The sequence below is a fragment of the Halarcobacter sp. genome (genome assembly GCF_963676935.1).
Lineage (GTDB): Bacteria > Campylobacterota > Campylobacteria > Campylobacterales > Arcobacteraceae > Halarcobacter.
This window is the reverse complement of sequence record NZ_OY781470.1, coordinates 429,349-456,139: the sequence shown is the minus strand read 5'-3', so window position 1 is coordinate 456,139 and position 26,791 is coordinate 429,349. Positions and strand designations below refer to the sequence as shown.

22 protein-coding genes are annotated in these 26,791 nt (G+C 27.9%); 3 read left to right on the top strand and 19 right to left on the bottom strand.

The window, feature by feature from the left end; translation table 11 throughout:
* Nucleotides 1-24: 24 nt before the first annotated feature.
* From ACKU4C_RS02230 to ACKU4C_RS02210, 5 genes are all read right to left on the bottom strand, one after another.
* Entirely contained in the window at nt 25-3,768 is a 3,744-nt protein-coding gene (locus ACKU4C_RS02230; protein WP_321314230.1) for a choice-of-anchor I family protein, read from the bottom strand.
* 186 nt (nt 3,769-3,954) lie between these two features.
* On the bottom strand, nt 3,955-4,272 hold the full coding sequence (locus tag ACKU4C_RS02225; RefSeq protein WP_321314229.1) for a hypothetical protein: 318 nt from the start codon (nt 4,270-4,272) through the stop codon (nt 3,955-3,957).
* On the bottom strand, nt 4,269-4,751 hold the full coding sequence (locus tag ACKU4C_RS02220) for a DUF1007 family protein (RefSeq protein WP_321314228.1): 483 nt from the start codon (nt 4,749-4,751) through the stop codon (nt 4,269-4,271). Before ACKU4C_RS02220 ends, ACKU4C_RS02225 begins: the two co-directional genes overlap by 4 nt.
* A complete protein-coding gene (locus ACKU4C_RS02215) occupies nt 4,748-5,479 on the bottom strand; it encodes a hypothetical protein (RefSeq protein WP_321314227.1) in 732 nt (243 codons plus the stop codon). Before ACKU4C_RS02215 ends, ACKU4C_RS02220 begins: the two co-directional genes overlap by 4 nt.
* Entirely contained in the window at nt 5,476-7,224 is a 1,749-nt protein-coding gene (locus ACKU4C_RS02210; RefSeq protein ID WP_321314226.1) for a hypothetical protein, read from the bottom strand. Before ACKU4C_RS02210 ends, ACKU4C_RS02215 begins: the two co-directional genes overlap by 4 nt.
* 138 nt (nt 7,225-7,362) lie before the next feature.
* Between ACKU4C_RS02210 and ACKU4C_RS02205 the strand changes: the two genes are divergently transcribed.
* Entirely contained in the window at nt 7,363-9,075 is a 1,713-nt protein-coding gene (locus tag ACKU4C_RS02205) for a lysophospholipid acyltransferase family protein (protein ID WP_321314225.1), read from the top strand.
* A gap of 6 nt (nt 9,076-9,081) precedes the next feature.
* On the opposite strand, the gene ACKU4C_RS02200 is transcribed toward ACKU4C_RS02205, so the two are convergent.
* From ACKU4C_RS02200 to yajC, 12 genes are all read right to left on the bottom strand, one after another.
* Entirely contained in the window at nt 9,082-10,722 is a 1,641-nt protein-coding gene (locus tag ACKU4C_RS02200; protein WP_321314224.1) for a cation:proton antiporter, read from the bottom strand.
* 14 nt (nt 10,723-10,736) lie between these two features.
* Nucleotides 10,737-12,860 (bottom strand): TOTE conflict system archaeo-eukaryotic primase domain-containing protein, encoded by a 2,124-nt coding sequence (locus ACKU4C_RS02195; protein ID WP_321314223.1) that lies wholly within the window; start codon nt 12,858-12,860, stop codon nt 10,737-10,739.
* Complete coding sequence (locus ACKU4C_RS02190; RefSeq protein WP_320036152.1) at nt 12,841-13,287, bottom strand: polymer-forming cytoskeletal protein; 447 nt, start codon at nt 13,285-13,287, stop codon at nt 12,841-12,843. Before ACKU4C_RS02190 ends, ACKU4C_RS02195 begins: the two co-directional genes overlap by 20 nt.
* The gene (locus tag ACKU4C_RS02185; protein WP_321314222.1) at nt 13,233-14,159 is read right to left on the bottom strand and encodes a peptidoglycan DD-metalloendopeptidase family protein; all 927 of its coding nucleotides are present in this window, start codon (nt 14,157-14,159) and stop codon (nt 13,233-13,235) included. The genes ACKU4C_RS02190 and ACKU4C_RS02185 overlap by 55 nt, the downstream gene beginning before the upstream one ends.
* A complete protein-coding gene (locus ACKU4C_RS02180) occupies nt 14,149-15,312 on the bottom strand; it encodes a Mur ligase family protein (protein WP_321314221.1) in 1,164 nt (387 codons plus the stop codon). Before ACKU4C_RS02180 ends, ACKU4C_RS02185 begins: the two co-directional genes overlap by 11 nt.
* Nucleotides 15,305-15,820 carry an LPS assembly lipoprotein LptE gene (gene lptE, locus ACKU4C_RS02175; RefSeq protein WP_321314220.1) on the bottom strand — a complete coding sequence of 172 codons (516 nt, stop codon included), beginning with the start codon at nt 15,818-15,820 and terminating at the stop codon, nt 15,305-15,307. The genes ACKU4C_RS02180 and lptE overlap by 8 nt, the downstream gene beginning before the upstream one ends.
* 1 nt (nt 15,821) lies before the next feature.
* Nucleotides 15,822-18,287, bottom strand: coding sequence for a leucine--tRNA ligase (leuS, locus tag ACKU4C_RS02170; RefSeq protein WP_321314219.1), 2,466 nt, complete (start codon nt 18,285-18,287; stop codon nt 15,822-15,824).
* Nucleotides 18,287-18,631 (bottom strand): DUF6394 family protein, encoded by a 345-nt coding sequence (locus ACKU4C_RS02165; protein ID WP_321314218.1) that lies wholly within the window; start codon nt 18,629-18,631, stop codon nt 18,287-18,289. The genes leuS and ACKU4C_RS02165 overlap by 1 nt, the downstream gene beginning before the upstream one ends.
* A 91-nt stretch (nt 18,632-18,722) precedes the next feature.
* Nucleotides 18,723-19,190 (bottom strand): hypothetical protein, encoded by a 468-nt coding sequence (locus ACKU4C_RS02160; protein ID WP_321314217.1) that lies wholly within the window; start codon nt 19,188-19,190, stop codon nt 18,723-18,725.
* A 361-nt stretch (nt 19,191-19,551) separates the two neighbouring features.
* Nucleotides 19,552-20,520 carry a protein translocase subunit SecF gene (gene secF, locus ACKU4C_RS02155; RefSeq protein WP_321314216.1) on the bottom strand — a complete coding sequence of 323 codons (969 nt, stop codon included), beginning with the start codon at nt 20,518-20,520 and terminating at the stop codon, nt 19,552-19,554.
* Nucleotides 20,520-22,085 (bottom strand): protein translocase subunit SecD, encoded by a 1,566-nt coding sequence (gene secD / locus ACKU4C_RS02150; RefSeq protein ID WP_321314215.1) that lies wholly within the window; start codon nt 22,083-22,085, stop codon nt 20,520-20,522. The genes secF and secD overlap by 1 nt, the downstream gene beginning before the upstream one ends.
* Before the next feature lie 74 nt (nt 22,086-22,159).
* Nucleotides 22,160-22,432: a preprotein translocase subunit YajC gene (gene yajC, locus ACKU4C_RS02145; RefSeq protein ID WP_320036143.1), complete on the bottom strand. Its 273-nt coding sequence runs from the start codon at nt 22,430-22,432 to the stop codon at nt 22,160-22,162.
* A 28-nt stretch (nt 22,433-22,460) separates the two neighbouring features.
* On the opposite strand from yajC, the gene ACKU4C_RS02140 reads away from it, so the two are divergent.
* Both ACKU4C_RS02140 and ACKU4C_RS02135 read left to right on the top strand, forming a co-directional pair.
* A complete protein-coding gene (locus ACKU4C_RS02140) occupies nt 22,461-23,696 on the top strand; it encodes an apolipoprotein N-acyltransferase (RefSeq protein ID WP_321314214.1) in 1,236 nt (411 codons plus the stop codon).
* 43 nt (nt 23,697-23,739) lie between these two features.
* Nucleotides 23,740-24,546, top strand: coding sequence for a mechanosensitive ion channel domain-containing protein (locus ACKU4C_RS02135; protein WP_321314213.1), 807 nt, complete (start codon nt 23,740-23,742; stop codon nt 24,544-24,546).
* A 20-nt stretch (nt 24,547-24,566) separates the two neighbouring features.
* Here the strand turns inward: ACKU4C_RS02135 and ACKU4C_RS02130 are convergent, their stop codons facing one another.
* Both ACKU4C_RS02130 and ACKU4C_RS02125 read right to left on the bottom strand, forming a co-directional pair.
* Nucleotides 24,567-25,880, bottom strand: a complete 1,314-nt coding sequence (locus tag ACKU4C_RS02130; protein ID WP_321314212.1) for an HD domain-containing protein — start codon at nt 25,878-25,880, stop codon at nt 24,567-24,569.
* Between the two features lie 52 nt (nt 25,881-25,932).
* The gene (locus ACKU4C_RS02125; protein WP_321314211.1) at nt 25,933-26,742 is read right to left on the bottom strand and encodes a mechanosensitive ion channel domain-containing protein; all 810 of its coding nucleotides are present in this window, start codon (nt 26,740-26,742) and stop codon (nt 25,933-25,935) included.
* Nucleotides 26,743-26,791: the final 49 nt, after the last annotated feature.

Genomic DNA, 26,791 nt, shown 5'->3' with positions numbered 1-26,791 from the left:
AGAGGGGAACCCCTCTTTTATAAGTTATTTAATTTCATAAATTGAAGTAGAACCACTCATTTCATAAGAAACAAATAGTAATGCACTTCCTGTAGGACTATTCTCTTTTGATACAAACTTCATACCTTCAGGAGAGATGTCACCATCCTTTTCAGTGATAATATATTTAACAAACTTAGCTTTTTCTGGAGTTGAAATATCATATACAACTATTGCATTTTGTCTTTCTAAGCCAACAAAAGCATAAGTTCTATCTTTTAATTCTCCAACTGCTAGTGCTTCAGGTTCAACACCTTTATTTCCACTTCTTCCATCTATTTCACCATCATCTTGATTAAATAGTTCAGGCATAAATTTACTTGTTAATTTTGATAATTCATTAGCACTATCAAAAACTAAAGTACCTTCTTGATTCCAAATTGAGAAACTTCTAGCACCAAATGCATACAATTTTTCATATTTACCTTCAGAATTTTTACCTAATTCAGAATGAACTTTTAAATCATTTTCATCAGCATAAACACTTACTAAAGAATCTACTAAATCTAATTTCTTGATTTTTTTCTCATTTGTATAATAAGTATCATCATTTTCATCTCCATATTCTCTACCATCACCCTCATTTGCAGTTACTAAATAAGTTTTAGAACCAATTTTATAAGAAGCGATTGAATCTGGCATATACATACCATATAATGAATCATAAGTTTTTAATAATGCTTGACCTTCTTCTTCAATATCAATTGCATTTTTTTCTAAAGAATAATCTTTAAACCCTAAAGATACAACTGAATCAATTGATTTCTTTTCAATATCAACAATAGCTATTGCATTGTTTTCTTGTAATGTTACATAAGCTTTGTTTCCAGATACTGTAATATATTCAGGTTCTATATCTTGTGCAGCTTCAGCTGAATCTTTAATAATCACCTCATCAGGGATAGTAACATTTGAGAATGTTATATCAGTATATGCATAGTTATCAGCAACATCAATAATACCAATAGACCCTATAGGATCATTTTCATATGTACTATTTGGTTCACCTTCATTTGCAACTAAAATTTTAGTTCCATCCTCATTGAAAGTAACCATATCTGGTAAATATCCAGCTTCAATTGTTTTAAGGTGTGTTCCAACTATATCAAAAACTACAACTGAACCTTTTACAGTAGCTTTACTTTCACTTCCAACTGCAACTGCAATTTTTCCATTACTTACTGCAACACTTTGAACACCTGCTCCATAACTTGATAAATCTATAGAAGATGCTTTTTCCATTGAAGTGGTTTTTGTCTCACTATTATATGTAACTGATAATACATCAATTGCATTAGTTGCTCCATTTGTTACAAATGCTTTATTTGAATCTTTATCAAATGCAACAATTTCCGCTGCTGCTTCTGTTTGAGTTGAATAAGTAGCAATTTTTTCAATTGAACTTAATGCATCAGTAGTATCAACTTTTTCTGTTAGATTTTTAAATGGTCCAACATATCCAAATGCTGATTCTCCACCATCAGTTGATTCTTTACTTGGGTGTTGAGTAACTACACCTAAGTAACCAAATCCATTTTTAAGTTCAGGATACCAAAAAGGAGAAGTTGTTTCAGCACCAAGTGGTGTTGTAAAAGTTCTTGTTAACTCTTTTGTTTTTGTATTATAAGCCCACACAACATTGTTTTTATGATGTGAAGTATCTTCTCCAATCATTAAGGTATTTGAATCTTCTAAAAATGTAACATTATCAGGACTTGCGATACCATTTACATCACATCTATTACCTGCATAAGCTGAATCACTAGCATAAGCTAAAGGGGTACCATCTAAATAAGTACCTTCAAGAATTGAGTACATATTTTTTACAACATATGAAGAGTTTATTACTGTATTATTTGTATCTTTTACACTATTAACATCTACATCTAAAGCATAAACTGCACCACATTTATTCTCTTTTACTCTAATATGATTAATTGATGAACTGTCATATGAACTATCATTATCAAGCATACCTTTTCTAACTTCACTCATTGAAACATAAAGTCTTCCAGAGTTTTTATCAAAAGTTATACCCTCTTCTTTTCTAAATTCTGTTGTTGCTCCAAGCATCGCTGCATATCTTCTTGTTTCTAATCTTGATGCTGCTAATTCCATACCCTCTTTTAATTGTAAACACTCTTCAGTAGAACCATTAGCTTTAATTAAAGTAAAGTTTGAAGAACAAGTTCCATTTGAAGGAGATGAAACATTAAATATATCAGAAAATTTTGGTGCATCATTTGTTGTAATATCATTATCAGGGTCTAAGATTGCTTTAATCTGACTGTCAGTTGCATGACCTAAACTAATCCATGACAAATCTGCAGCACCTGCATCTGCACCATTTGCTGAAGTTTGATTCCATTTTGCTGCATATAAAGTACCTGAAGTTAAATCCTCAGCAGTATCTGCTACAAACATAAAGAAACCTACATTTGTACCATCATCACTCATATATACAGTTTTACTATCTGGCATTACATAAGATAATTCATGAGAAAATCTACCCATTGAATAATGTTTAGAATATTCAGCTTGTCCATTTTTGATTTTAATTTCAGGTGTCCATCCATAATAATATGAAGACATTTGTGAAGTATTTCCCCAGAATTTTGATGCAACACTATCATAATAGCTATCACCAACTAAACCAGTTTGAGAATCAATGTTAGCTTCTACTGCTCTAGTATCAGGTTCATATTCTTCTGAACTTAGATGTGAATTCCAAGGTGTTCTTTGTCCTGCACAATGTACCCAACCACCAAAATCATCTTTTTGTGAGATAAATTGTAAGGTATTTTTTTTAGGACTTAAAGCACCTGTTGTTTCATCTTGTTCAACCTCTAACATATAATATGAACCTAAAGCACATTCAAATTGTGATATTACATATAATTTACCATCAACATTATGTAGTGAAGTAAAATCCATACCTGAACCAGCTCCACCATTTGTACCATTACAGATATAATTACTACCATCACTAAATTTTATATCATTATCTAAGTAGTCTTTAGATTTTCCTAATATTTCATTGTTATCATTATAACCTGTACTAACTAATGTAGAATATCCAATAGATTGTTCTTTCCCATTTACAAAAGCTTTTTTAGAAGCTTGTTGAGTAAGCTTAGTTTCATCTGTAGTTGGAACAGCTATTTCCTCAAAAGATAAAGATACTCTTTTTGCAAATCTATTAGAAACTTTATATTTAATCTTATTTACTCTATTTTTTATATCTGAATCACTAATACTTTCCATTAAACTTTCAATAGATTTAAAATTTACTGGATTATTTGTATCACCACTAACATTTTGTGGTAATTCAAAATTGTCAGGTAAATTATTTATATCATAATCAATACCAGTTTTTTCTGACATAACTGCAATAATATATGATGTTAAAGCTGTTTCATCAACTCCATCATTTTGTTCAGCTAAAGCTTCAATTGTTAAATTTGAATTAGGAGTCCCTTTTAAAGTTACCCCACCTATAGTAAAAGCACAAGTATCCCCTGTTGAATATTTATATTCACCATTACTATCTGTTAGTCCTGAATGTGTACCACATGTATACTCAACATTAGCAAGAAGTGGATTAAGTTGTAAAGCACCTGTATTTGATGTAGCGAAGTATGCACCAGAATCACCTGATGAACCACAACCTACAAATGTAAATGCTGCCAATATTGCGCAAGCACTTAGACTCAAATGAGATTTTTTCATTTATTTTCCTTTTTTATTATTAACTAACGCCCTTTAGCGACAGGCAATTATAAAAATGAAAAATTACATTATGATAACAATTTTAATAATGGTTACTTTAAAAATATCTATAAATACTAATATATGGGAAGCTATATACATAAAAATATAATTTAAATAATCAAAAGGTAACTATATTATTAATTTTTACTGAAATATCATCAAGTATTTGTGTTCTGGTACCTTTCTTAAATAAAACTCTAATTCATAAGGTTTTTTAGCAACTTTTACAGTAGTTGAATCTTTTAAAAAAGGAAATCTTTTATTTGCAAGTTCCTTTTTATCTTTTGATAACAATTTGATATTATATAAACCACATTTATTTCTACTGTTACTTTTACAAACAATTGAAGCTAATCCATTTTTTTCATCATAGTTTACTTCTAAATCTATTGTATAACTCACTGGATGGGCAAATAGATTTATCCCTAAAAAAGCTAACCCTATAATACTTTTTTTAATCATTTAAAAACTCCTATACAAAAATCATATTCACTTTTTTGAACTTCTTTATCATAGTTCGTTATCAACTTTTCTAACTTATAAGCAAGATAGATTTTTTCATCCATTGTGCAAAATGTGTTTTCATTTGCTAAGTTATAAGGGATATCAAAAACTATAACTAAACGTTTTTTATCAATTATTAAATCAACATTCTTAGGTTTAACTTTTATCTCTTCATTTTCATTAGCTAAAAAAATGTTAAAATTGTTATCTTCTAATTTATAAAAATTTGCCAATAAAAACTCTTTTTTCTCATTTAAATCCAATATTTTATTTTTGTTTTTATCATAATCAAACATTAAAATCTTGGAATTTAATCTATCAAATTTCCAATGGTTTTTTATTACATTTTCTTTAATTTCTAAAGCTGTATCTAAAAAATAGTGAGGATGAGCAAAAGCAACAAGATGGGTAAAAATAAATAATAAAACTTTTTTCATACTAAAAGTACAATCCCCATAAAAAGTAAGATTGCAATACCTATATAAGATATATAATTTATAAAATATTGTATTGTTTTGCTATTATTATTTTTAATTTGTGTTGTTAATACAGCTGCTAAAGATATTGTAATACCCATGCCAATACTCATTACAATAGCACTTAAAATACCTAATTTTATATATCCTAAGATTAATGAAAAAAGTACAATAGACATAACTCCTGGGCATGGAACAATCCCTATTGACATAGTAACTGCAAATAAAGATTTATTTCCAATTTTTTGCTCTTTTTCTTCTATATTTCTATCTTTATATACTTCATATAGTAAGAATAAAGCTATTGCTATTATAAATATGGCAGATACTTTATACATATTTGTATTGATATCTGAAAAATATTTTGTTATTGTTGATTCAAAGAAAATATACAAAGTAAATGTTATTACCAGTGCTGATATTGTATGAATTATTGAAGTTAAAAAACCTGCTTTAAATGCTTCTTTAACTTTTGCACCTTTTACTAAAAAATAGCTTGCAATTATCATTTTTCCATGTCCTGGACCTAAAGCATGAATCAAGCCATACAAAAATGATACAGCAAGAATATAAATAAACATATTCGAATCACCTGCATCTAATCTATCAAAATAATTGCTTATTAATAAATTAATTTTTTGCTGACTACTAATAACAAAATTTAAAAAATCTTCATATAAACCAATCATTGTGAAATCTTTTGTAGGTGAGTCATTTGACCTTTATCTATCTTTTGATAAACATTTGTTGCAGGTTTAATATGTGGATCTCTCCCATAGATATAACTTTGTTCATCAACTATTACTTTATAGGCTTTATTTAAATTTAAAGCTCTTTGCTTGGATGGTAGTATTAAATAAGATATATCATTTTTGACTTTTTCTAACTCTTTATTTTTAAATTTCCAATCTTGAGATAAAGGGATTTCGGGATTCTCTAATTTTGCTATTAAATCTTTTTCAATATTCTGTTTATCATCTTTCCAATTTGAGATAAAAAACTTATTTTCAATCTCTTCATTTGCTCTAAATTCATCCCCTGCACTATTCTCTTTTATATATCTTACATATTCAGTTTGACCATTTTTTAACTTTTTATCTGGTATTCCTTTTAAACCTTTTTGAGTCCAATGGTACCATCCCTTAGCAAAAGAGTTTTTTTCTAATTTTCTTTGAAAAACAAAAGTAGAGTCTGCTGTTGAACCTAAATTACTATGACATCCCATACAAAAAAGAGTTTCTTCGTAAGTTTGAGGTCTTAATTCACCTTTTTTATCTTCAATAAACCCTTGATAATACCATCCTCTTTTATTACTTAATCCAACTTCAATATTTCCTAAATATACATCAACTCTATCTGGGAAATCATGTTTTTCTTTGATTTCACTAAGACCTAAATTGTGTAATTGAGAATAAGTATTCCAAAGCTTCTTTTTCCCATACCTAAACTCTTTAATCCTTGAAGCTATTTTTATCTCATTATTATCAACATCAATATATCTTACTGTATGAGCAAACTCAGTACCCACAGGATAAAGTCCTGGTGCGATGTGTCTTTTTCCTTCTAACAATTCCTTTTTTGCTAATCCAACATAATTCATTGAATAACCATAAATCTTTTTTGTTTTATTATCATATTTTGGAATTTTCCAATTAAATACAATTGTTGAAGTTTTATCAAGTTTTCCATTTTGATTTAAATCTACACCAAAAGAGTTTTCATCAAGCTCATCAATCTCAATCGATTTTTGTTTGATTAAGCTTTCAATTATTAAAAGATTTAATTTATATATATCTAAATTAAAATTGCCATTTTCATCACTTTGAAAACTTTTTGGTAATCTAATTAATACATCATCTGTACTTCCATTTGTTGGCCAAAATGTTCCTAAAAAGGGCTGATAAGCAAATGCCCTCCACCCTGTATAGTTTCCAGAAGAATCTTTATCAAAGCCCTCTTTATCAAAACTAAAATTTATATCAGGGATATATCCATCCCACTTTCCATTTTCATTAAAATCCCATTCTTTATTTAAGTTTTCCAATTTTGATTTTAAAATTATATCCCCATCTTTACTCTTATAATTATCTTCTTTTATATACGTTAAAATCTCTTCATCTGATATCTTCTCTACTTGAGATGTTCTATCTTTGAATAGATTAATCCAAGGATTTTTTAATGCTGCTTCAGGAAAATCATAAGCCTCCTGCAAATCATCATCACTTAAAGTAAAATTCGGTTCTTTATTTTTTGTATGACAACTAAAACATGGGTTATGCAATATATTTTCATCTGCATCATTTACAGTTTTTGTATAACACTGACTTGAGATATAAGCAGTGGTATTATAAAGGTTTTTTGTTTTTAAATCTTGTGCAGATAAACTACAACAGGCATACAACAATATTGAAATATTTATATATTTTTTATTCATTTTTTACTCTTTAATCTTTATTAAATTTGCATTTTACTTTTTGATTATTACAAATTGATAACAACATTTATTTTTTGTAAATATGTAACTTTTTTGTAATGGATTTTTTTTAAAATTTCAATATCTTAAGGAGAAAATATGATAGATGTGCAAAAAGAGATTGAAAAAAAGTTTCCAAAGGTTGCAAAAAAACCTAACTTTTTAAGCAAATCCTTAATAAAGATTGCAAAAAAAGTAATTCATGAAAACTCAATAAATGAATTTTTAGAAAAAAATTCCCATTTAAAAGGGTTTGAGTTTGTTGATGCAGTATTAGACTACTTTGAGTTTGATTACACAGTTTCAAGTAATGATATACAAAATATACCAGCTAGTGGTAAAGTTGTTATTATTGCTAACCATCCATTAGGTGCATTGGATGCCCTTTCACTTTTAAAACTTATAAGTACAGTTAGAACTGATGTTAAGATTGTTGCCAATGATTTTCTTATTGGAATAGATGCTTTAAAAACTCTTTTTATACCAATTGATAACTATAAAATGAGACAATCAAAAAAAGATATTCAAAAAGTTTATGAAGCACTAAATGATGAGAGTGCAATTATAATCTTTCCAGCAGGAGAAGTTAGTCGAGCAAGTGCAAATGGTGTTAAAGATCCTTCTTGGAATAAGGGATTTATTAACTTTGCAATGAATTCAAATGCCCCAATATTACCAATTTTTATTGGTGGTAAAAACTCTAAATCCTTTTATACTATGTCTTTGATTAATAAAACATTTTCAACTCTTTTATTATCAAATGAGATGTTTAGAAAGAAGTCAACAAATATTAATATAAAAATTGGGGAAATAATTCCAAATGAAAATATTAAACCAAGAGGTTTAGATAAGAAAGTTGTTGTAAGCCTTTATAAAAAACATGTTTATGCTTTAAAAAAAGGTAAAAAATCTTATTTTGTAACTCAAAAAGCGATAGCTCACCCACAAAAGAAAAATGATATTTTAAAAGAGTTAAAAAAGTCTAAACTTTTAGGAGAAACTTCTGATGGTAAAAAAATCTATCTTTATGATTATGAAGATGATTCTGTTGTATTAAAAGAGTTAGGAAGGCTAAGAGAACTAAGTTTTAGGAAAGTTGGTGAAGGTATAAATCAAAAAAGAGATACAGATAAATATGATATATATTATCAACATATAGTTCTTTGGGATGAAAATGATTTAGAAATTGTAGGCTCATATAGGATAGGTAATGGAAACTTTATAAATGAAAATATTGGTAAAAAAGGGTTTTATTCTAATACTTTATTTAAATATAATCCAAACTTTGATCCATATTTAAAAGACTCTATAGAATTGGGACGAAGTTTTGTTCAACCAAAATATTGGGGAACAAGAGCGCTAGATTATTTATGGTATGGAATAGGTGCTTATTTAAAGGCTCACCCACATATTAAATATATGTTTGGTCCAGTTTCAATATCTGGAACCTTTCCATCTCTTGCAAAAGATATGATGATATATCACTATAGCCATTACTTTTCAAGTAAAAAAATACTAATTGAAGCAAAGTTACCATATCAGTACTCTTGTCATACAAAAGATTTAAAAGATGTATTTTCTCTTGATGATAAAAAGAAAGATTTTAAAACTTTAAAATCAACTTTAAATAGTATGGGGGTAACTGTACCAACCCTTTTCAAACAATATTCAGATATATGTGAAGAGGATGGAGTTAAATTTTTAGCTTTTAATGTGGATCCAGATTTTTCAAATTGTGTTGATGGATTTATTTTAGTTGAAATAGAAAAGATAAAAAATAGTGCAAGAAAAAGATATATAGATAAAGAGTAAAACTCTTTATCTTTTTATTATTTGATCCTCAATTAAATCTAATTTACACTCTTTTGTTTCTTCAACAAGTGCTCTTGCTACAATATCATCTTCAACAATTATATGTTCTAAATGTAAGTTTTCAAGCTCTTTTTTCTCACTAAATCTTGTAACTTTTACAATTGTTTTTGTACTTTGAGTCAAATCATTTATTACTTCACACACTAAATGTACTTTTTCTGGGTTATCAATTGCGACAATAACTGCACATGCTTGTTTGATATTTACTGATTCCAAGATATGTTTATGGGCAGCATTACCAAATATAATTGGTTCATCATCTAAATATCCCATTTCAAAATATTTAAGATTGTGTTCAACAATTACATATTCATGTCCATCAAGTCTTAAATTACTTGCTATCTCTTGCCCTAAATGTCCATAACCAATAACAACAATATGACCTTTTGTATCTTTATCTATATTATATGTATTTGTAATAGTTAGAGTATCATCTGGTACTAATTTAGATGCTAAACCAGACATATTTTTTAGAACAATTGGCGTTAATATCATTGAGATTACAATTGTTACTATTAAAATTTGTGAATAAGTTGGATCCAATAAACTTGAACTTCTTGCCAATTCTAAAATAGCTAAAGAAAACTCTCCAATTTGAACTAATGATAAAGCAGTTTTAAAAGCTACTCTTTTTGTATCATCAATTCTAACAATAAGATAAATAATTGCATATTTTAATAATAATAAAACAGGAAGTAGTATTAAGATGATTAATATATTATCTGCTATTACAGAAAAATTGATTTGCATCCCAACTGTTATAAAGAAAACCCCTAAAAGTAAGTTTCTAAAAGGTGTAAGGTCAGCTTCAACCTGATGTTTAAATTTTGTTTCACTAATCATCATACCTGCTACAAAAGCCCCTAATGAGTAAGTAAATCCAAAATGATGGGCTAAAAATGAAGCACCAATAGCTATAAGTAGTACAGAAGCAACAAAAAGTTCATCTGATTCTGCTTTTGTTACATGTTCAAAAAATGGTTCAAGAAGATATTTCCCCACTACATATAAAAGTGCTATTAATATAAATGCGGCAACAGTAGTATTAAAAATAAGTCTAACTACATCTTGTTCATCTCCTGAGGTAAAGAAAGATATCATAAGTAAGATAGGGATTACTGCAATATCTTGCATAATTAAAATCCCTAAAACTCTTTGACCATGTCTCTTTTTTATCTCATTAGTTTCATTATATGTTTTTAATACAATTGCTGTTGAAGATAAAGATAAAGCAGCACCTATTACAAGTGAAGTTTTAAAATCAAAACCTAAAATAACCATACATAAAAATACAACAAATGAGGTTGTTACAAGTATTTGTAAACTCCCTGTAAAGAACACCTCTTTTTTCATCTTTTTTAAGTGTTCAATTGAAAACTCTAAACCAATAGTAAACATTAGAAATACAACACCAAACTCTGCAATCTCTTTTAAATCGTGATTATTTACTGCATTATGTAAATCAAATACATAAGCAATAATTGTACCTGTAACAATATATCCTATAATTGTAGGTAAATGAACTTTTTTTAATATTATATTAACTATTATTGCAATAAATAGTGTCCAAACTATAATTCCTAACATCTTAATCCTCTAATCTAAATATAGTGCATCTGCTTATATCCAGGGATACGTTTTTTATATGCTGAATTAAGCATTGCATTTTTATAATCTAATAAATCAATAGCTAAACACTCTTGATTGCCTCTTCCAATTCTACCTAAATATTGAACTAGCCTACCAAAATATGATATTGGTGTTGCAAAAATAATGGTATTTAAATGGGGAAAATCTATCCCTTCTCCAAAATATGATGTAGTAGCTAAAATAAGATTTTTTTCTTCAACTAACTTCATCTTTTCTTCTTGCTCTTTTTTACTAAGACTTCCATGAATCGAAACAAAATCAAAATCTATATTAAGAAGTTTCTCTTCTAAAATATTTATATGCTCTATTCTATCAGTTAAAAGTAAAATTTTTCTTTTTTTATTTAAAACGATTTGTTCTATTATTAGATTATTTCTCTTTTCATCTCTTGATATCTCATTTATTAACTCTGCATATGTATCACATGTACTAGTAAATTCTGTTTTAATCACTTTTAAATGATTTTTTACAGATTTTTTATTCTTATATTCATAGGCTAAATTTCCTAATTGTTGAAACAATATTGGCTCTAAACCATCTTTTCTATTTGGAGTTGCACTAAGTCCTAAAATATATCTTCCAAAAAAGTTTTTAACAATTTGTTCAAAGGTAACTGCTGGTATATGATGACACTCATCAACTATCACAAAAGAATAATTGTTGATAACATCAGGAGTATTTTTTAAACTTTGCATTGTTGCTACATCTATTTGTCCATTTAATTTATTTTTACTTTTTCCTAAAAATCCAATATCTTTTTTTTCATATCCAAAATACTCTACAAATCTATCAATCCATTGAGACAAAAGCATATTTTTATTTACTATTATCAATGTTGTACAAGCTCTTTGTTCAAACATTTTAGCACCTATTAAAGTTTTTCCAAATCCTGGAGGAGCAACACATATTGAAAAATCTTTTTTTAATATAGAATCAATTGCTTCTTCTTGCTCATCTCTTAAATCAAATTTTACTTTCTTTGTTTCTATCTTTTCTAAGTAAGTTTTATTATCTATCTCATAATCTACATTATATTCATTAAAAAACTCTTCAATTTTATATATTAATCCCCTTGGAAGTTTTAAATAAACTTCATCTTCTTCAAAGTTTTTTATCACTTTTGGTGTATTAAATAAAGGTTTTCTTAATTTCAATAATATTTTTATTTGAGGATTATCAAAAGTAGCAAAACTTTTTAATTTATTAATAAAACTTTTTGACAAATCTTTTGTTGGGATATAAACAAAATCATATAGTTTTAAATCTAATTTAAAAGGTGGTATTTGTATATCTTCTAAAATAAACGAAGAGTTTGTTACAGTTTCAAAGTTTATATACTTTTCTATAGTATTTGAAGATATTTTCTTAATATTTTGTAAAATTGTCCATTGATTTTTATAAATAGTTTTATCAATTGGATTAAAAAATACAGTTGTATTATTATCTCTAAATTTTAAATGTAAAGGTAATTCCAAAGGTTCTTCCAAAGAAGCAAATGTTGAAAAATCTTTATTTGGATATATTTTAGCATTTATATTTGCTTTTCTAAGTATATATTGCGCAAATTTTCTTGAATCTTTCGCACTTATTTTTGTTTCAAAAAACAACCAAACAAAAACAGAATTATATGAGCTATACTCAAATAAGAAATTGGCTTTTAAAAGAGAAAAACTATTTAAAAGTTTAGCTATATCAGAAGAAAGAATCTCTAATACAACAAATTTTACTTTATTCTCTTTATCTATTACATATGAAGCAATTTGAACCTGACCTCTTAAGTGTGCTTCTAAATCTTTGTGAGTCAAAGGAAGAAAATCTCTACCTTTAAAAGTTTGAGTTACCGGATAAAAGCTTTGTTTTAAACCATCTTTACTTATCCATTTTTTTGCATAAATATCATTTCTATTTACAAATAAACTTTCAAACAGATTGATTTTATCACTTTTTGAAAGTTTTATATTTAAATTTGCTCTTGAACTATTTTTTAACTCATTCTCAAGTTTTGCAATCTCTTTTTCAATAAATTGCTTTTGAGAATAAAGCTCTTCTAGACGTTCATGAATTTTTTGGGCCATGTTCTATTTGTTGTGCAGGACTAAGTATAATATTATTGATTTTGTTTTCAACTTCATCATATTTACTCGTTAGATTAGAACCTTTTCTAATCCCTTGCCCTTCAAATTTTCCATCCTCTTCAATAACCAACTCGTTATATTTCATATTCCCTATTACCTTACCTTCAGATAATATTTGTACTTGATTACAATCTATTTTCCCATCAAGTAGACCACTTACAATCAAGTTATTTGCTTTTATATCACCAATAACTTCTCCTGTTTTACCAATAGAAATCATATCAGCTTCTAATATAACACCTTCAAATTTACCATCAATATGTACACTTCCCTCTGTAGTTATACCACCAATAATACAAGTTCCATGTGCTATTACTGTTGCACCATTTTGGACTGTTCGTTTATTAGCCTTACCAAAGATTCCCATTGAACTCTCCTCTCCTTATTAAAAATACCATAATAGTTCCCAAGTTGCCATTTTATAAACTCCCTAGGATTTAGAATTTTCTCACCATATTTTACTTCATAATGTAAATGTGGTGCTGTACTTCTTCCACTATTTCCACTTAAACCTATAACTTGGTTTTTTCTTATAATATCACCTGTTTTTACAAGTGTCTTATTTAAATGTGCATACACAGTTTCAAACCCAAAATTATGTCGAATCTTAATTACTCTACCAAAATCTCCATAATTTGATGCTCTTGCAAAACTAACAACCCCATCAGCTGTAGCAAAAACCTCAGTTTTTCTTTTTGCTCTTAAATCAATCCCTCTATGAAATTTTTTCTTTTTAGTTACAGGGTGTATTCTGTAACCAAACCTAGAAGTAATTGTTGTATCTTTAAGAGGAGAACCACTAGGTATTGTGGTTAACATAAACATTTTAATTTTATCATTAATTGATTTTAATGTTTCTTGTGTAATCTGCTCTTTTTTCTCATTATCATTTCTTAGACCGATCATCTCTTCAATATGATCTAACTTTGAACTTAATGCTTCTATATCTCTTACTTTACCTTTAATTTGTAAAGAATAAAATTGATTTTGAGCTTGTAACTTCTTTTCTTTTTCTACAAGTACCGAGATCTCTTTTTCTTTTAAATCAATCTCTTTTTCTTTTTGCTCTTTTAAATTATCCATTCTATGATTAAGTTCAGTAATAAACCAAAATGCACCACCCATAATAAGTAAGACAATTAAAACAATTATTAAAATCACTTGTTTAATAATTTGATGTACATTAAAAGCTTTAGTACTATGCACATCTGAGATGGTTATTATCAATCTATCTTTCATCAATTTCCAAACTTTTTAAAAATTTTTCTACAACCAAGAAAGAACCAAAAACTAAATATTTTTCATCTTTTCTTATTTTTGAATTAGTATTAATTATTATATTCAATTTTTCACAAATTTCTAATAAATCATTTTTATTTACTATTCTTTTATCATCAATATCTAAAATTATTATCTCTTTTATGATAGGTTTTAAAATATTTAATACTGTTTTATAATCTTTATCTTTGTAAGAATTATAAATCAATACAATTTTTTTATTTTTAAACTCTTCTAATAAAGATTTAGCTGCTAAAGGGTTATGTCCAACATCAACTGTAATATTATCTGATATTTTTTGACATCTTCCCAAAAGCTTAACATCATCAAATAACCTAAAATCTATAGCTATAGATAATTCCTCTAATGCTTTTATTACTAAGCAAAGATTTCTTTGAAGAAATAATGGATATTTTGTTAAAGCTGATAAATCAAATTTTTCAACTTTATTGATTTTAATATCTCTTCCAAACTCTTCTTTTAGCTCCTTTTTAACAACTAAAGCTATATCATAAACTTCTTGATGGATTTGATAACCGATTAACATTTTGTTATCAGCTGAACGCATTTTAGTCTTAGCTATCTCTTCTATAGTGTTACCTAAAAAACTTTGATGATCTATATCAATTGTTGTAACTAATGACAAATCACTAGGTACAACATTTGTTGCATCAAATTCACCACCTAAACCTGCTTCAAAAACCAAATAATCAACTCCATCACTTAGAATCAATGCTAATAAAGTTGTATATTCAAAATATGTAAGTTTTTCTAATAGATTTAATGGTAAATAATCTTGCAATTTTTTATTGGCAAAATTTAAATCAAAATCTGTACTGTCTTTGCCATTTATCCAAATTCTTTCATTGAATTTTAAAATATGTGGAGAACTATAATGTACAGTTTTATAAGATTTTTTTTGTAAATAATGAGCTAAAAATCTTCCTGTTGAACCTTTACCATTAGTTCCTATGATATGAATTATATATGGAAGCTTTAAATATTTTGACAAAATTTGCCATGATTTACTTACAATAGAATAATCTATTTTTTCATAATACATAGTCTTATGACTTAAAACCTCATTTAAAGAGGCAAATTTAAAATTAATCATTTTCTTTAAATGAATTGATTGCTAATTTTGATACAACTTCATCTAATGCTTTATTAGCTGCTGCTCTAATACCTTGGAATCTATTTGTGTCAGTAATTATAGCTCCTGAATCAATATTTATGTCATTGTGTCCATTAACTGTAAAACTTCTCTTTTGTCCATTCTTATCATATATAACTCCAATTTTAACTGTAGCTCTATATACGTTACTATAACCATCAGCATCTGTCTGAACTAAAGCCATTGATACAGAATCAAGAGTTAAAGTTAAAATTGTATCAGCAATACTTGGATCATCAACAATCTTTAGGTCAAGTCTATGAACTAATATTTCATTCATTGTATCTTTTATAATAACTATGTTTCGTGGGTCTTCTAAATTAATATTAAGGTTTACAAAAATATTACCAGATAACTCTTTTTTTGTATAATAAGTAGCTGGTTTATATCCACACCCTGTAATTATAAAAATAAATAAACAAAATAATAGTATTCGACTTGATTTCATATTATCCCTTTACAACCAAGTTAACTAGCTTATTAGGAACAACAATCTCTTTGATTAGTTCTTTACCTTCAATCCATTTAGATGAGCTCTCTTTTGCTAAAGCTAAAATCTCATCTTTTGATGCGCTAGGATTTACTTCAATTTCACATCTTTTTTTACCATTAATTGTAACTGCTAGTGTTACTGAATCTAATGCGAAAACTTCCTCTTTAACTTCAATTTTATCATTAAAGTTTTCTCTTTTGAAAAGATTTTCAGATAATTCCCAAGATAAATGAGGAATTATTGGCTCTAAAATATTTGTAAGAATATAATAACCCTCTGCCCATACAAGCTCATTATCCTGTACTTGTAAAGCATTCATTGCTTCCATTGCAGATGCTATTAAAGTATTAAATGCATAAGTTTTATTAAATACATCATTAGATTTTTCTAAAGCTTCATAAACTTTTCTTCTAGCTTCTTTCTCATCTTTTGATAAAGATGAATGTTCTATATTTTTAAAATTTGCTATACCATTTTCAGTTATATGTTCACTTCTTTGTGCAAACTTTTTAATAAATCTAAATGCGCCATCAACTGCACTATCATTCCACTCTAACTCTTTTGTTGGTGGTGCAGCAAAAAGGATAAATAATCTAGCAGTATCAGCTCCATATTTTTCTACAATCAAGTCTGGATCTACAACATTTCCCTTTGATTTTGACATCTTTGCACCATCTTTTAAAACCATACCTTGAGTAAGAAGTTTTTTAAATGGTTCTCTAGAGTTTGTATATCCTAAGTCATTTAATACTTTAGTAAAAAATCTTGCATACAATAGATGTAAAATAGCATGTTCAATCCCACCAATATATTGGTCAACATCCATCCAATAATCACTATCAGATTTAGATACACCCTCTTTTGTCCATTTTTGTGGATTTGTTGCATATCTTAAAAAGTACCAAGATGACTGAACAAATGTATCAAGAGTATCAGTTTCTCTTGTAGCTTCTTTTCCACATTTTGGACATTTACATTTTTTCCATGTAGGATGAGTATCTAATGGATTCCCTTCACCTGTAATCTCTACATCTTCTGGAAGAGCAATTGGTAAGTTTTCAGTTTTTTCAGGAACTAATCCACAATCATCACAATGTACAAAAGGGATTGGTGCACCCCAATATCTTTGTCTTGATACACCCCAATCTCTTAATTTATAATTGATTTGTTTTGTACCAAAAGAGTTTTGCTCGAAATGGTAAATAATTGATTTTTTAGCTTTATTATTTTTTAATCCACTAAAACCTTCAGAGTTTACTAATTCACCTTCACCTGTATAAGCTTCAGTCATTTTATCAAATAAACCATCAGGTCCAACAATAACTTGTTTTATTGGTAAACTATATTCTCTTGCAAACTCAAAATCTCTTTGGTCATGTGCTGGAACTGCCATAACTGCTCCACCACCATATGAACTCAATACAAAATTAGCAACCCATACAGGAATTCTTTCTGCTGTAAGTGGATGAATTACATCAATCTCTAAAGAAACACCCTCTTTAGGCATTGTTGCTCTATCTCTTTCACTCACTTTTTGCATAGCTTTAATAGCTTCTAATTTATCGTCATCTAATAATTTATTATCTACTAGATATTTTACAATTGGATGCTCAGGAGCTAAAGCTGAGTATGATACACCATAAATTGTATCAGGTCTAGTTGTAAATACTTTATAAGAAGAGAATTGTTTATCTAATTTATACCTAGATTCTTTTGATAATTCAAAAGTGAATTCTAAACCTTCACTTCTTCCTATCCAATTCTCTTGCATAGTTAAAACTTGTGATGGCCACTCACCCTCTAATGTTTTTAAATCATCTAGTAATTCTTGAGCATATTTTGTAATAGCTACATAATATCCTGGCATCTCTTTTTGCTCTACAGGAGTTCCACATCTCCAACAACACCCCTCTTCTAATTGTTCATTAGCTAAAACAGTTAAATCATGTGGACACCAGTTTACTGTTGTTGATTTTCTATAAAGAAGACCCTCTTCATACATTTTGATAATAAACTCTTGTTCCCACTTTGTATATAATTCATCAGAAGTTGCGAACTCTCTAGTTTTAGAAAAAGATAAACCTAAAGCTTTTAGTTCATCTCTCATATAATCAATATTTTCATAAGTCCATTTTTTTGGATGAAGTTTATGTTTAATAGCTGCATTTTCTGCTGGCATACCAAAACTATCCCAACCAATTGGGTGAAGTACATTAAAATCTGCTTTTCTATAATATCTTGCAAAAGCATCACCTAAGCAATAGTTTCTAACGTGTCCCATATGGATTCTACCACTTGGGTATGGGAACATACTTAAAATATATTTTTTATCTTTTTTATAATCATTTAGTGGCTCAAAACTTCCATTTTCATTCCAATAATTTTGCCACTTTGCCTCAATTTCTTGTGGATTATACTCCATTAATACTCTTCCTTATCTTGACTTTTTGCGCTCTCAATTAAAGCTAAAGCTATTGAGAATAAATTTGCTACAACTGCTCCAATTGCAAGAGATGTAGACATTGGTTCATCTCCGATAAATGTTAATACCATAAATGCAGGAATAAGATGTAAGTCTGCAACTAATGAACTAGCTAATAACTCTGCTGCTAGTAGGTTTTTAACACCGATTTTTAATATTGTTGATATAACATTAACACCTGCCGCTAAAAAAAGTGCAACTGCATTTGGTTCATATAAAAAACCTGCTGTAGTAGTTAAAGACATGAGCGAAAAGAATATATAAGTTACCTTACCCCAATCCATGATAATCCTTTATCAGTTTTCTTAAAAAAAATATTTTATCTAAAATATGATAAAAGATGACTTTTTGGACTATTTCAATTATTTTTATAACTTATTTTTTCTTTGTAGAAACAATAAGTTGATATATTAAATAAAGGATAATAAGTTTAAGTAAAAGTTCTAAAATAAGTACTCCACCAAAATCTAATTCAAGAAAATGCAATGGATTTAGATTATTTAATAAAAACTGTAATGAAAAGTCATTTGTAACAATAAAATATAACCCAACTAGAGTTAATATAAGTAGTCTAAATTTACTTTTTGGATCATCAAAAATAATATTGTAAATACAATACCATACAAATGCGGTTACTATTAGACCAACTAGGATTTCTGTAGTAAGAGTATGTGGTATAGAAACAGAATATTCAACATATTTATCTACAAATATAAACTCAAAGATTGCAGCTATTACTTCAAAGAAAAATATCCAGAATAATACCAACTTCCAATTTGTAAAGTTATTAGATGTTATTTTATCAAAACCTAGTTTTACTTTTTTTAATTTATCTCTATCCATTTGGTATACTCACCTTTAAATACAGTAATATTTTTTTATTATTTTTACAATTATATCATTAAAGTATGTTGAAGATATGTTAAAAAGTGTTATTTTTTTATCTAATATCTTTATTTTCTTTTAATTTGAGGAGTTAAGCACTCCTCTTAGTCTTGTATTCACGTGGTATCTGAACAGAAAGATTGCCTTTTCTTTGTTTTTTTACTTAGAATAATTGAAGATAAGACTGTTATTGTATTAGATTTTAAAGAGTTCAAGGCAAGAAATTAAATTTGTAAAGGAGCTTACAGCAGTAAGTGACTGAGTAAATTTTGTTTTTTAACGCAGAAATATTTTAAAAGATGATGCAAGAACAGTCTTATCAGACTGTTCCTTTTTCATACATTGCTCTAATCTTCTCTTTCTCTTTCTGTCTCTTAACTTTCTCAGCTTCTTTTTCTCTAAAGTTAGCAATTGAGAATTTTAATTGAACTAAGAATGATGCAGCGATGAAAATAGATGAATATGTACCAACTATAATACCTACAAGCATTGTAAATGCAAATCCATGGATAATCTCTCCACCAAATGCAAATAGTGTTGCAACAACAAAAAATGTTGTTAAAGATGTAAGTGTAGTTCTTGATAAAGTTCTACTTACTGACTCATTTACAACTGAATTCAATATATTCTCTTTTGATGTTGAAATCCCTTCTCTAATTCTATCAAATACAATAATTGTATCGTTTAGAGAGTATCCTAAGATAGTTAGAATTGCAGCTAGAATATCTAAGTTTACTTCAACATTGAAAAGAGATATCGCACCTAAAGCGATTGTAATATCATGAGCTAAAGCTAATATTGATGCAATGGCAAATCTCCATTCAAATCTAAATGAAACATAAATTAAGATTATGATTAATGATAATCCTAAAGCCATTAAACCTTTTTCTCTAAGCTCTCCACCAACCTTTGGCCCAACCATATCAACTCTTCTTACTTCAAAGTTACCTGTTGAATCAAGAATTTTATGCATCTCATCACCAATATCATTTGCTAAATTTGAAGATGAACCTGTAATTCTAATAACAACCTCTTCAGGTGAACCAAATTCTGTAATTGATGAACCTTTATAGTTTGTATTATTTAATACATCTCTAATCTTATCTATTGGGGCTGGTTTTTCGTATTTAACTTGTACAATAGTTCCACCGGCAAAATCAATACCGAAATTTACCCCTTTTGTAATTAATAATACAATTGAAGCTATAATTAATAAACTTGATAAGCCAAGAAATGGGATTCTCTTACCCATAAAATCATAAATTTTTCCACTTTTAAAAATTTCCATTATTTAATCCCAAACCATTTTTTTAAGTTTTTGTCTTTTGTCATTTTTGGCAATAAGGCTTCATAAATTCCATGTGTACCTAAAATTGCTGTTAACATAGATGCTAAGATACCAATTGAAATTGTTACAGCAAACCCTTTAATAGGTCCTGTACCATAAGCATAAAGAATTACTGCAACTAAAAGTGTAGTAATATTAGCATCAAGAATTGCACTCATTGCATTTGAATATCCATCTTCAACAGCTTTTGGAATAGACATGCCTGCTTTTAAAAGTTCTCTAATTCTTTCACCAATAATTACATTGGCATCAACTGCCATACCAACTGTTAAAACTATACCCGCCATACCAGGAAGTGTTAATGTAGCACCAAACATAGCCATAACTGAAATAATAATAAATATATTTGAGATAAGAGCAACATTTGCAATAATTCCTGCATTTCTATAGTAGATAATCATAAATAAAAATACTATTACAAATCCTGAGATTAAGGCTATCATTGATGCTTGAATAGAATCAGCACCAAGACTTGGTCCAACACTTCTTTTTTCTAGTAACTCAACTGATGCAGGTAATGCACCTGATCTTAAAGCAATTGCAACATTTCCCGCTTCAACTGTTGAAAAACCACCTGAGATTTGACCTGAACCTCCACCAATTCTTTCTCTAATATTTGGTGCAGAGTAAACTTTTCCATCTAAAACAACAGCAAGTCTTTTCCCTACATTTTTCCCTGTAAAGTCACCAAATATTCTTGCACCACTACTATTTAGAGTAAAATTAATAATTGGTTGATTTCCTTGGTCAAAAGCAACCTTTGCATCAATTACTTGACTTCCATTTAAAATAGGAATCTCTTTTACTAAATATTTGATTTGAGGGTTATCAGTATCTTCTAAAATAATATCCCCATATTGAGCAGCTTGATATTTTGTCAAAGAGTATACTTGATCAGCTCTTTCTTCATCTACTGCCATAAGTTCAAGATTTGCTGGTTTTGAAATCAACTCTCTAGCTGCTTTTTCATCTTCAGCTGTTTTGATACCTGGTAACTCAACAACAATATCAGTTTCACCTTGTCTAACTACATTTGGTTCAGCCAAACCAAATTGATCAAGTCTGTTTCTTATTGTTTCAACTGCTTGAGCAACAGCTAAGTCTTTTGTTCTTAGTTGTTCTTTATTTGTAAGAGCAATTTTATAGTTGATATCCTCTTTTGTGATATCTAAACCTTTGATAGTATCTAGCATTTTATTAACTTTTGGAAGTTCATCTTTATCAAGTACTGTAAACTGTACAGTATCGTCTTTTATAGATAAATCCTCTATTAGCACCTCTTCATCATCTGCAAAATATTTAATTGAAGTTGCAATTGATTTAATTTTAGAAGTTACTGCTTCATCTGTTTTAACTCCAAGAAGCATATGTAAACCACCTTGTAAATCAAGTCCCAAAGAGATTTTTTTGCCACTATCAGTTTGTAAAAAAGAAGGGATAGAGAATGCAACTCCAAAAATTATACTTAAAATAAAAATAATTAGTCTGTAATTAAAGATTTTCAATCTTAGTCCTTAAGTGTGTAAGTGTAAAACATAGAAAATTAAAACATGTAAAAAATACATGTTTTAAAATTTCATTAGTCTAAAAGTTTTGCAACAAACTCTTTTGCAAGTTTCATTTCAGTGTTATCATGATTTTTAACTACAAAAAAATCTTCCTCTGCTTTTGTAATTTCTACCATTAAGCCACCATTTGTTACAATCTTATCACCTTTTTTAAGACCAGCAATCATTTCTTTATGCTGTTTAGCCTGTTTTTGTTGCGGTCTGATAATTAAAAAATAAAAAATAGCAAACAATGCAACAAGAGGTAATAATGAGCTTAATAAATCTGCACTTTGACCTTCCATACAATTTCCTTTTAAAAAAGTTTTTTCTATGTTTTTAGTAAAACGCGACAATTTTAACAAAACTTATATAATAAAAGGCTTGATAACAGCCTTATTTTTTAGTGCTTTTATTTACCTTGCATATTTTAATATTGAATATAAAATTTTAAACACTATATTAGGGTTAGTTTCTCTATATTTAGTTCTAAAAATTGATAGGAAATCTCTTTTTACAAGTGGATTTTTTATTGGAATATTTTGGTTTTATTGGGTAGGTAATTCTTTTGAATATTATGGATTAAATTCAATCTCAATTTTGGCACCTTTAGGTTTTGCTTTTGGTTATGCTATTCTTTTTTTACTTATTGGTGTTTTTGAATTTACTATTTATAGAGCTTTTATACTTTTTATTTTGTCATTTATTCACCCTTTAGGTTTTAATTGGTTTATTCCTGAATTGATTTTTATTGATAGTTATTTAGAAACATCAAAAATTGCTTTTGTACTGATTCTTTTAGCTTTAATTATATTTATTGAAATGCCTAAATATATAAAATTATTAGCTATTATTCCACTATTCTTTACATACACTAATGTTGGAGAATATATAGACAACCCTCCAAATATACAAATTTCAATGCCACAATTAAATACACCCCAAGATCAAAAATGGGTAAAAGATAAAATCCCTTATTTGATAGAAAAGAATCTATTCTTAATCGACAAAGCTATAGAAGAGAAAAAAGATTTGATTATTCTTCCTGAAACTGTATTTCCAATAGTCCTTAATAACGAAGATCTCTTACTTAATGAATTAATCCAAAAATCATACTATATAAATATTATCGCAGGAGCTTTATATAAAGAGGAAAATAGTTTTTACAATGCAACATATCACATTGCAAATGGAAAAGTAGAAATTGCAAAAAAAGTTGTACTTGTACCTTTTGGAGAAGAGATACCTTTTCCAAAAGTAATTACAGATTTGATTAATGATATATTCTATGATGGGGCGGAAGATTATAAAAAAGCAGATACTCCAACAAATTTTGTAATAGATGGTGTAAAATTTAGAAATGCAATTTGCTATGAAGCAACTAGTGATAATATTTTTCAAAATTTAGATGATGTAAAATATATGATTGCATTATCAAATAATGCTTGGTTTACTCCATCAACTGAACCTATTTTACAAAATTTATTGCTTAAATACTATGCTAAAAAATATAATATAACAATATTTCATTCTGTAAATGGTAGTAAAAACAACATCATAAGACCTTAAATTATTTTTTGATATTATAAATAATTATAAAAAAAGGTTTATTATGGAAGAATATATATCTAAGTTTTTAAATCTTGCTATTGAATACACACCAAAGTTAGCTTTAGCAATTATAACTCTTATCTTAGGACTTTGGATTATTTCAATTATTATCAATATATTTGAAAAAACTCTTATTGCATCAAAAGCAGATAAAACACTCATACCTTTTCTAAAAAGTTTATGCTCTTGGGTTCTTAAGATTTTACTTTTTATCTCAGTTGCCTCAATGGTAGGTATTGCTACAACTTCATTTGTTGCAGTTTTAGGTGCAGCTGGTTTAGCTATTGGATTAGCTTTACAAGGCTCATTATCAAATTTTGCAGGTGGAGTGTTACTTCTAATTTTCAAACCTTACAAAGTGGGTGATATTATTGAATCACAAGGTTATGTAGGAAAAGTAAAAGAGATTCAAATATTTAATACTATTTTAACTACATATCAAAATAGAACAATAATTATTCCAAACTCTGTTATCTCATCTAATTCAATAGTAAATATAACTAGTAACGGTATAATAAGAGTTGATATGGAGATTGGTATCTCATATGATAGCGACATTGATAAAGCAAAAAAAGTTATATATAAAGCTATAAATAAAAATGAAAAAGTTTTAAAAGATCCTGAGTGTAACATTGGAGTAAATGCATTAGCAGATAGCTCTGTAAACTTACTTGTTATGCCTTGGTGTGAGTCAAAAGATTACTGGGATGTATATTTTGGTGTTAGAGAGGATATAAAAAAAGCTCTTGATAAAAATAATATTACAATCCCATTTCCTCAAAGAGATGTTCATATTATAAACTCGTAAAATAAAGTAGTTTTTCTACTTTATTTTACATATTCTTCTTTTATCTTTTCTAAAATATTTTCTTTATCTAAATTATAATCAATTTGAAGATTTAAAGCAAAATCTAAAATATCTTTAAACTCTTTTGAAGGCTTTAAACCTAAATTTATTAAATCTCTTCCTTGAATAAGAGGCTTTAATCCTTCTTCTGAGATATTCATCTCTCTTGCTTTTTCTAAAACCCAAGATATAGCATCATCACATTTTTTCTTATCAGGGATTGTTCGTCCCTTGCAATCAGCCAAACAAACTATACATAAATCTTCAATATTGCATCTTAAAGATAATCTTTTTACTGCTTTTGTTGAGGATTCTGCTTTATATAATTGAAATGGTGCCAAGTGATTTTTAACCAAAGGGATAACTTTTTCTATAAATCTTTTTTCATTTGTTATTCTATTTAAAAAAGTTTGTGTAGGTTCAACTCCTAAAGCTTCATGTTTATGAGATGTGATTTTTCCATCTATCTCTTTTGTACAAAATGGTTTTCCCAAATCATGACAAAGCAAGGCATAAAACAGATATAAATCTCTATATTCATCACCTGTTTTAAGTTTAACCATTTCATCAAGAGTCATTAAGGTATGTACCCAAACATCCCCTTCAGGATGATATTCTTCGTCTTGTATACACCCTACTAAAACCTCTAATTCAGGAAAATATTTAAGTATCCCAAACTCTTTTAAAATACTCATCCCTTTTGAAGGTTTTGAAGATTTTAAAAAAAGTTTTTTTAACTCTTCAAAAACTCTCTCTTTTGGCAAAGTTTTAAATTCTTCTGTTTTAGCCATATTTTTACAAAGTTTTTTTGTATTTGGATCAATCTCAAAATCAAATCTAGAAGCAAATTGTATAGCTCTGTAAACTCTTAAGGCATCTTCAACAAAAGTTTCATCTTTTATGTGTTTAATAATCTTATTTTTCAGATCAGCTATTCCCCTATATGGATCTAAAAATTCTTTTTCAAAAAAATTATATCCAATAGAATTAATAGTAAAATCTCTTCTTAAAGCAGCTTCTTCATAAGTTAATGAAGAGGAAGTAATTACTTCAAAACCTTTATGTCCATCTTCAATTTTGTTCTCTTTTCTAGCTAATGCAAAATCAAAACTATATTGAGGTGTTGATAGAAGTAATACTCCAAAAGATTTTCCAACCTCTTTTACATTTCCATATTTTTTAAGACAGTTCTCTACACTAGTTAAAGAAGTGGTATTATAAAGCTCAATATCAAAATCTTTTGATGGTATATTTAATAAGTGGTCTCTAACACAACCACCTACAAGTATTGGCAAAATGCCAATACTTTTTAAGTCGGTTAGAATATCCTCTAAAATTTTAGGGATATTAATCGTTGTTGTAGTGATGAACATCCTGTTGTGGATAAGGAATAGTGATTCCCTCTTTATCAAAAGTAGTTTTTACATTTTCTGTTAAATCAAATTTTACACCCCAATAATCTGGAGTTTTAACCCAAGCTCTAACAACAAAATTTACAGATGAATCTGCTAATTCAGAAACTGCAACTGTAATACCTTTATCTTGAAGTACTCTTTCATCAGCTTCTACAATTCCCTTTAATAAATCTTTAGCTTTTTTAATATCATCATCATAAGAGATACCTACAACCAAATCAACTCTTCTTTCAGGTTTTGCATTTACATTTGTAATAGAACCACCTGTTATAGCTCCATTTGGTACAATAATCTTTTGATTATCTGGTGTAATTATAATAGTATTAAAAATTGATACCTCTTCAACTGTACCTGATACACCACCAGCATTTACAAAATCTCCAACTTTAAAAGGTCTAAACATAATAATCATTACACCTGATGCAAAGTTTCCTAAAGAATCTTTTAGGGCTAAACCAATAGCTAAACCAGCTGCACCTAAAATTGCAAAAAATGAAGTAGTATCTACACCTAATTGTTTTAAAGCTGTTAAGATTACAATAACCATTAAAATATAGTAAATAATATCATCTAAAAAATTAGCTAATGTTTTATCTACTTTTTCATTTCTTAACATCATTTTTTTAGCAAAATCAGCAACTTTTTTTGCTACCCACTTACCTATTATAAATATAACAATAGCAATTGCAATATTTAATGCATAAAGACCAATCATATCAGAAACTGTTTGTACACTGTCCATCTTTTCTCCTAAATTTTTTTAAAATTATATCATACTAAAATTACAAATA

Coding starts and splice junctions, on each gene's coding strand:
- ACKU4C_RS02230 (WP_321314230.1), bottom strand. CDS start 3,768: ATGAAAAAATCTCATTTGAGTCTAAGTGCTTGCGCAATATTGGCAGCA.
- ACKU4C_RS02225 (WP_321314229.1), bottom strand. CDS start 4,272: ATGATTAAAAAAAGTATTATAGGGTTAGCTTTTTTAGGGATAAATCTA.
- ACKU4C_RS02220 (WP_321314228.1), bottom strand. CDS start 4,751: ATGAAAAAAGTTTTATTATTTATTTTTACCCATCTTGTTGCTTTTGCT.
- ACKU4C_RS02215 (WP_321314227.1), bottom strand. CDS start 5,479: ATGATTGGTTTATATGAAGATTTTTTAAATTTTGTTATTAGTAGTCAG.
- ACKU4C_RS02210 (WP_321314226.1), bottom strand. CDS start 7,224: ATGAATAAAAAATATATAAATATTTCAATATTGTTGTATGCCTGTTGT.
- ACKU4C_RS02205 (WP_321314225.1), top strand. CDS start 7,363: ATGATAGATGTGCAAAAAGAGATTGAAAAAAAGTTTCCAAAGGTTGCA.
- ACKU4C_RS02200 (WP_321314224.1), bottom strand. CDS start 10,722: ATGTTAGGAATTATAGTTTGGACACTATTTATTGCAATAATAGTTAAT.
- ACKU4C_RS02195 (WP_321314223.1), bottom strand. CDS start 12,860: ATGGCCCAAAAAATTCATGAACGTCTAGAAGAGCTTTATTCTCAAAAG.
- ACKU4C_RS02190 (WP_320036152.1), bottom strand. CDS start 13,287: ATGGGAATCTTTGGTAAGGCTAATAAACGAACAGTCCAAAATGGTGCA.
- ACKU4C_RS02185 (WP_321314222.1), bottom strand. CDS start 14,159: ATGAAAGATAGATTGATAATAACCATCTCAGATGTGCATAGTACTAAA.
- ACKU4C_RS02180 (WP_321314221.1), bottom strand. CDS start 15,312: ATGATTAATTTTAAATTTGCCTCTTTAAATGAGGTTTTAAGTCATAAG.
- lptE (WP_321314220.1), bottom strand. CDS start 15,820: ATGAAATCAAGTCGAATACTATTATTTTGTTTATTTATTTTTATAATT.
- leuS (WP_321314219.1), bottom strand. CDS start 18,287: ATGGAGTATAATCCACAAGAAATTGAGGCAAAGTGGCAAAATTATTGG.
- ACKU4C_RS02165 (WP_321314218.1), bottom strand. CDS start 18,631: ATGGATTGGGGTAAGGTAACTTATATATTCTTTTCGCTCATGTCTTTA.
- ACKU4C_RS02160 (WP_321314217.1), bottom strand. CDS start 19,190: ATGGATAGAGATAAATTAAAAAAAGTAAAACTAGGTTTTGATAAAATA.
- secF (WP_321314216.1), bottom strand. CDS start 20,520: ATGGAAATTTTTAAAAGTGGAAAAATTTATGATTTTATGGGTAAGAGA.
- yajC (WP_320036143.1), bottom strand. CDS start 22,432: ATGGAAGGTCAAAGTGCAGATTTATTAAGCTCATTATTACCTCTTGTT.
- ACKU4C_RS02140 (WP_321314214.1), top strand. CDS start 22,461: ATGTTTTTAGTAAAACGCGACAATTTTAACAAAACTTATATAATAAAA.
- ACKU4C_RS02135 (WP_321314213.1), top strand. CDS start 23,740: ATGGAAGAATATATATCTAAGTTTTTAAATCTTGCTATTGAATACACA.
- ACKU4C_RS02125 (WP_321314211.1), bottom strand. CDS start 26,742: ATGGACAGTGTACAAACAGTTTCTGATATGATTGGTCTTTATGCATTA.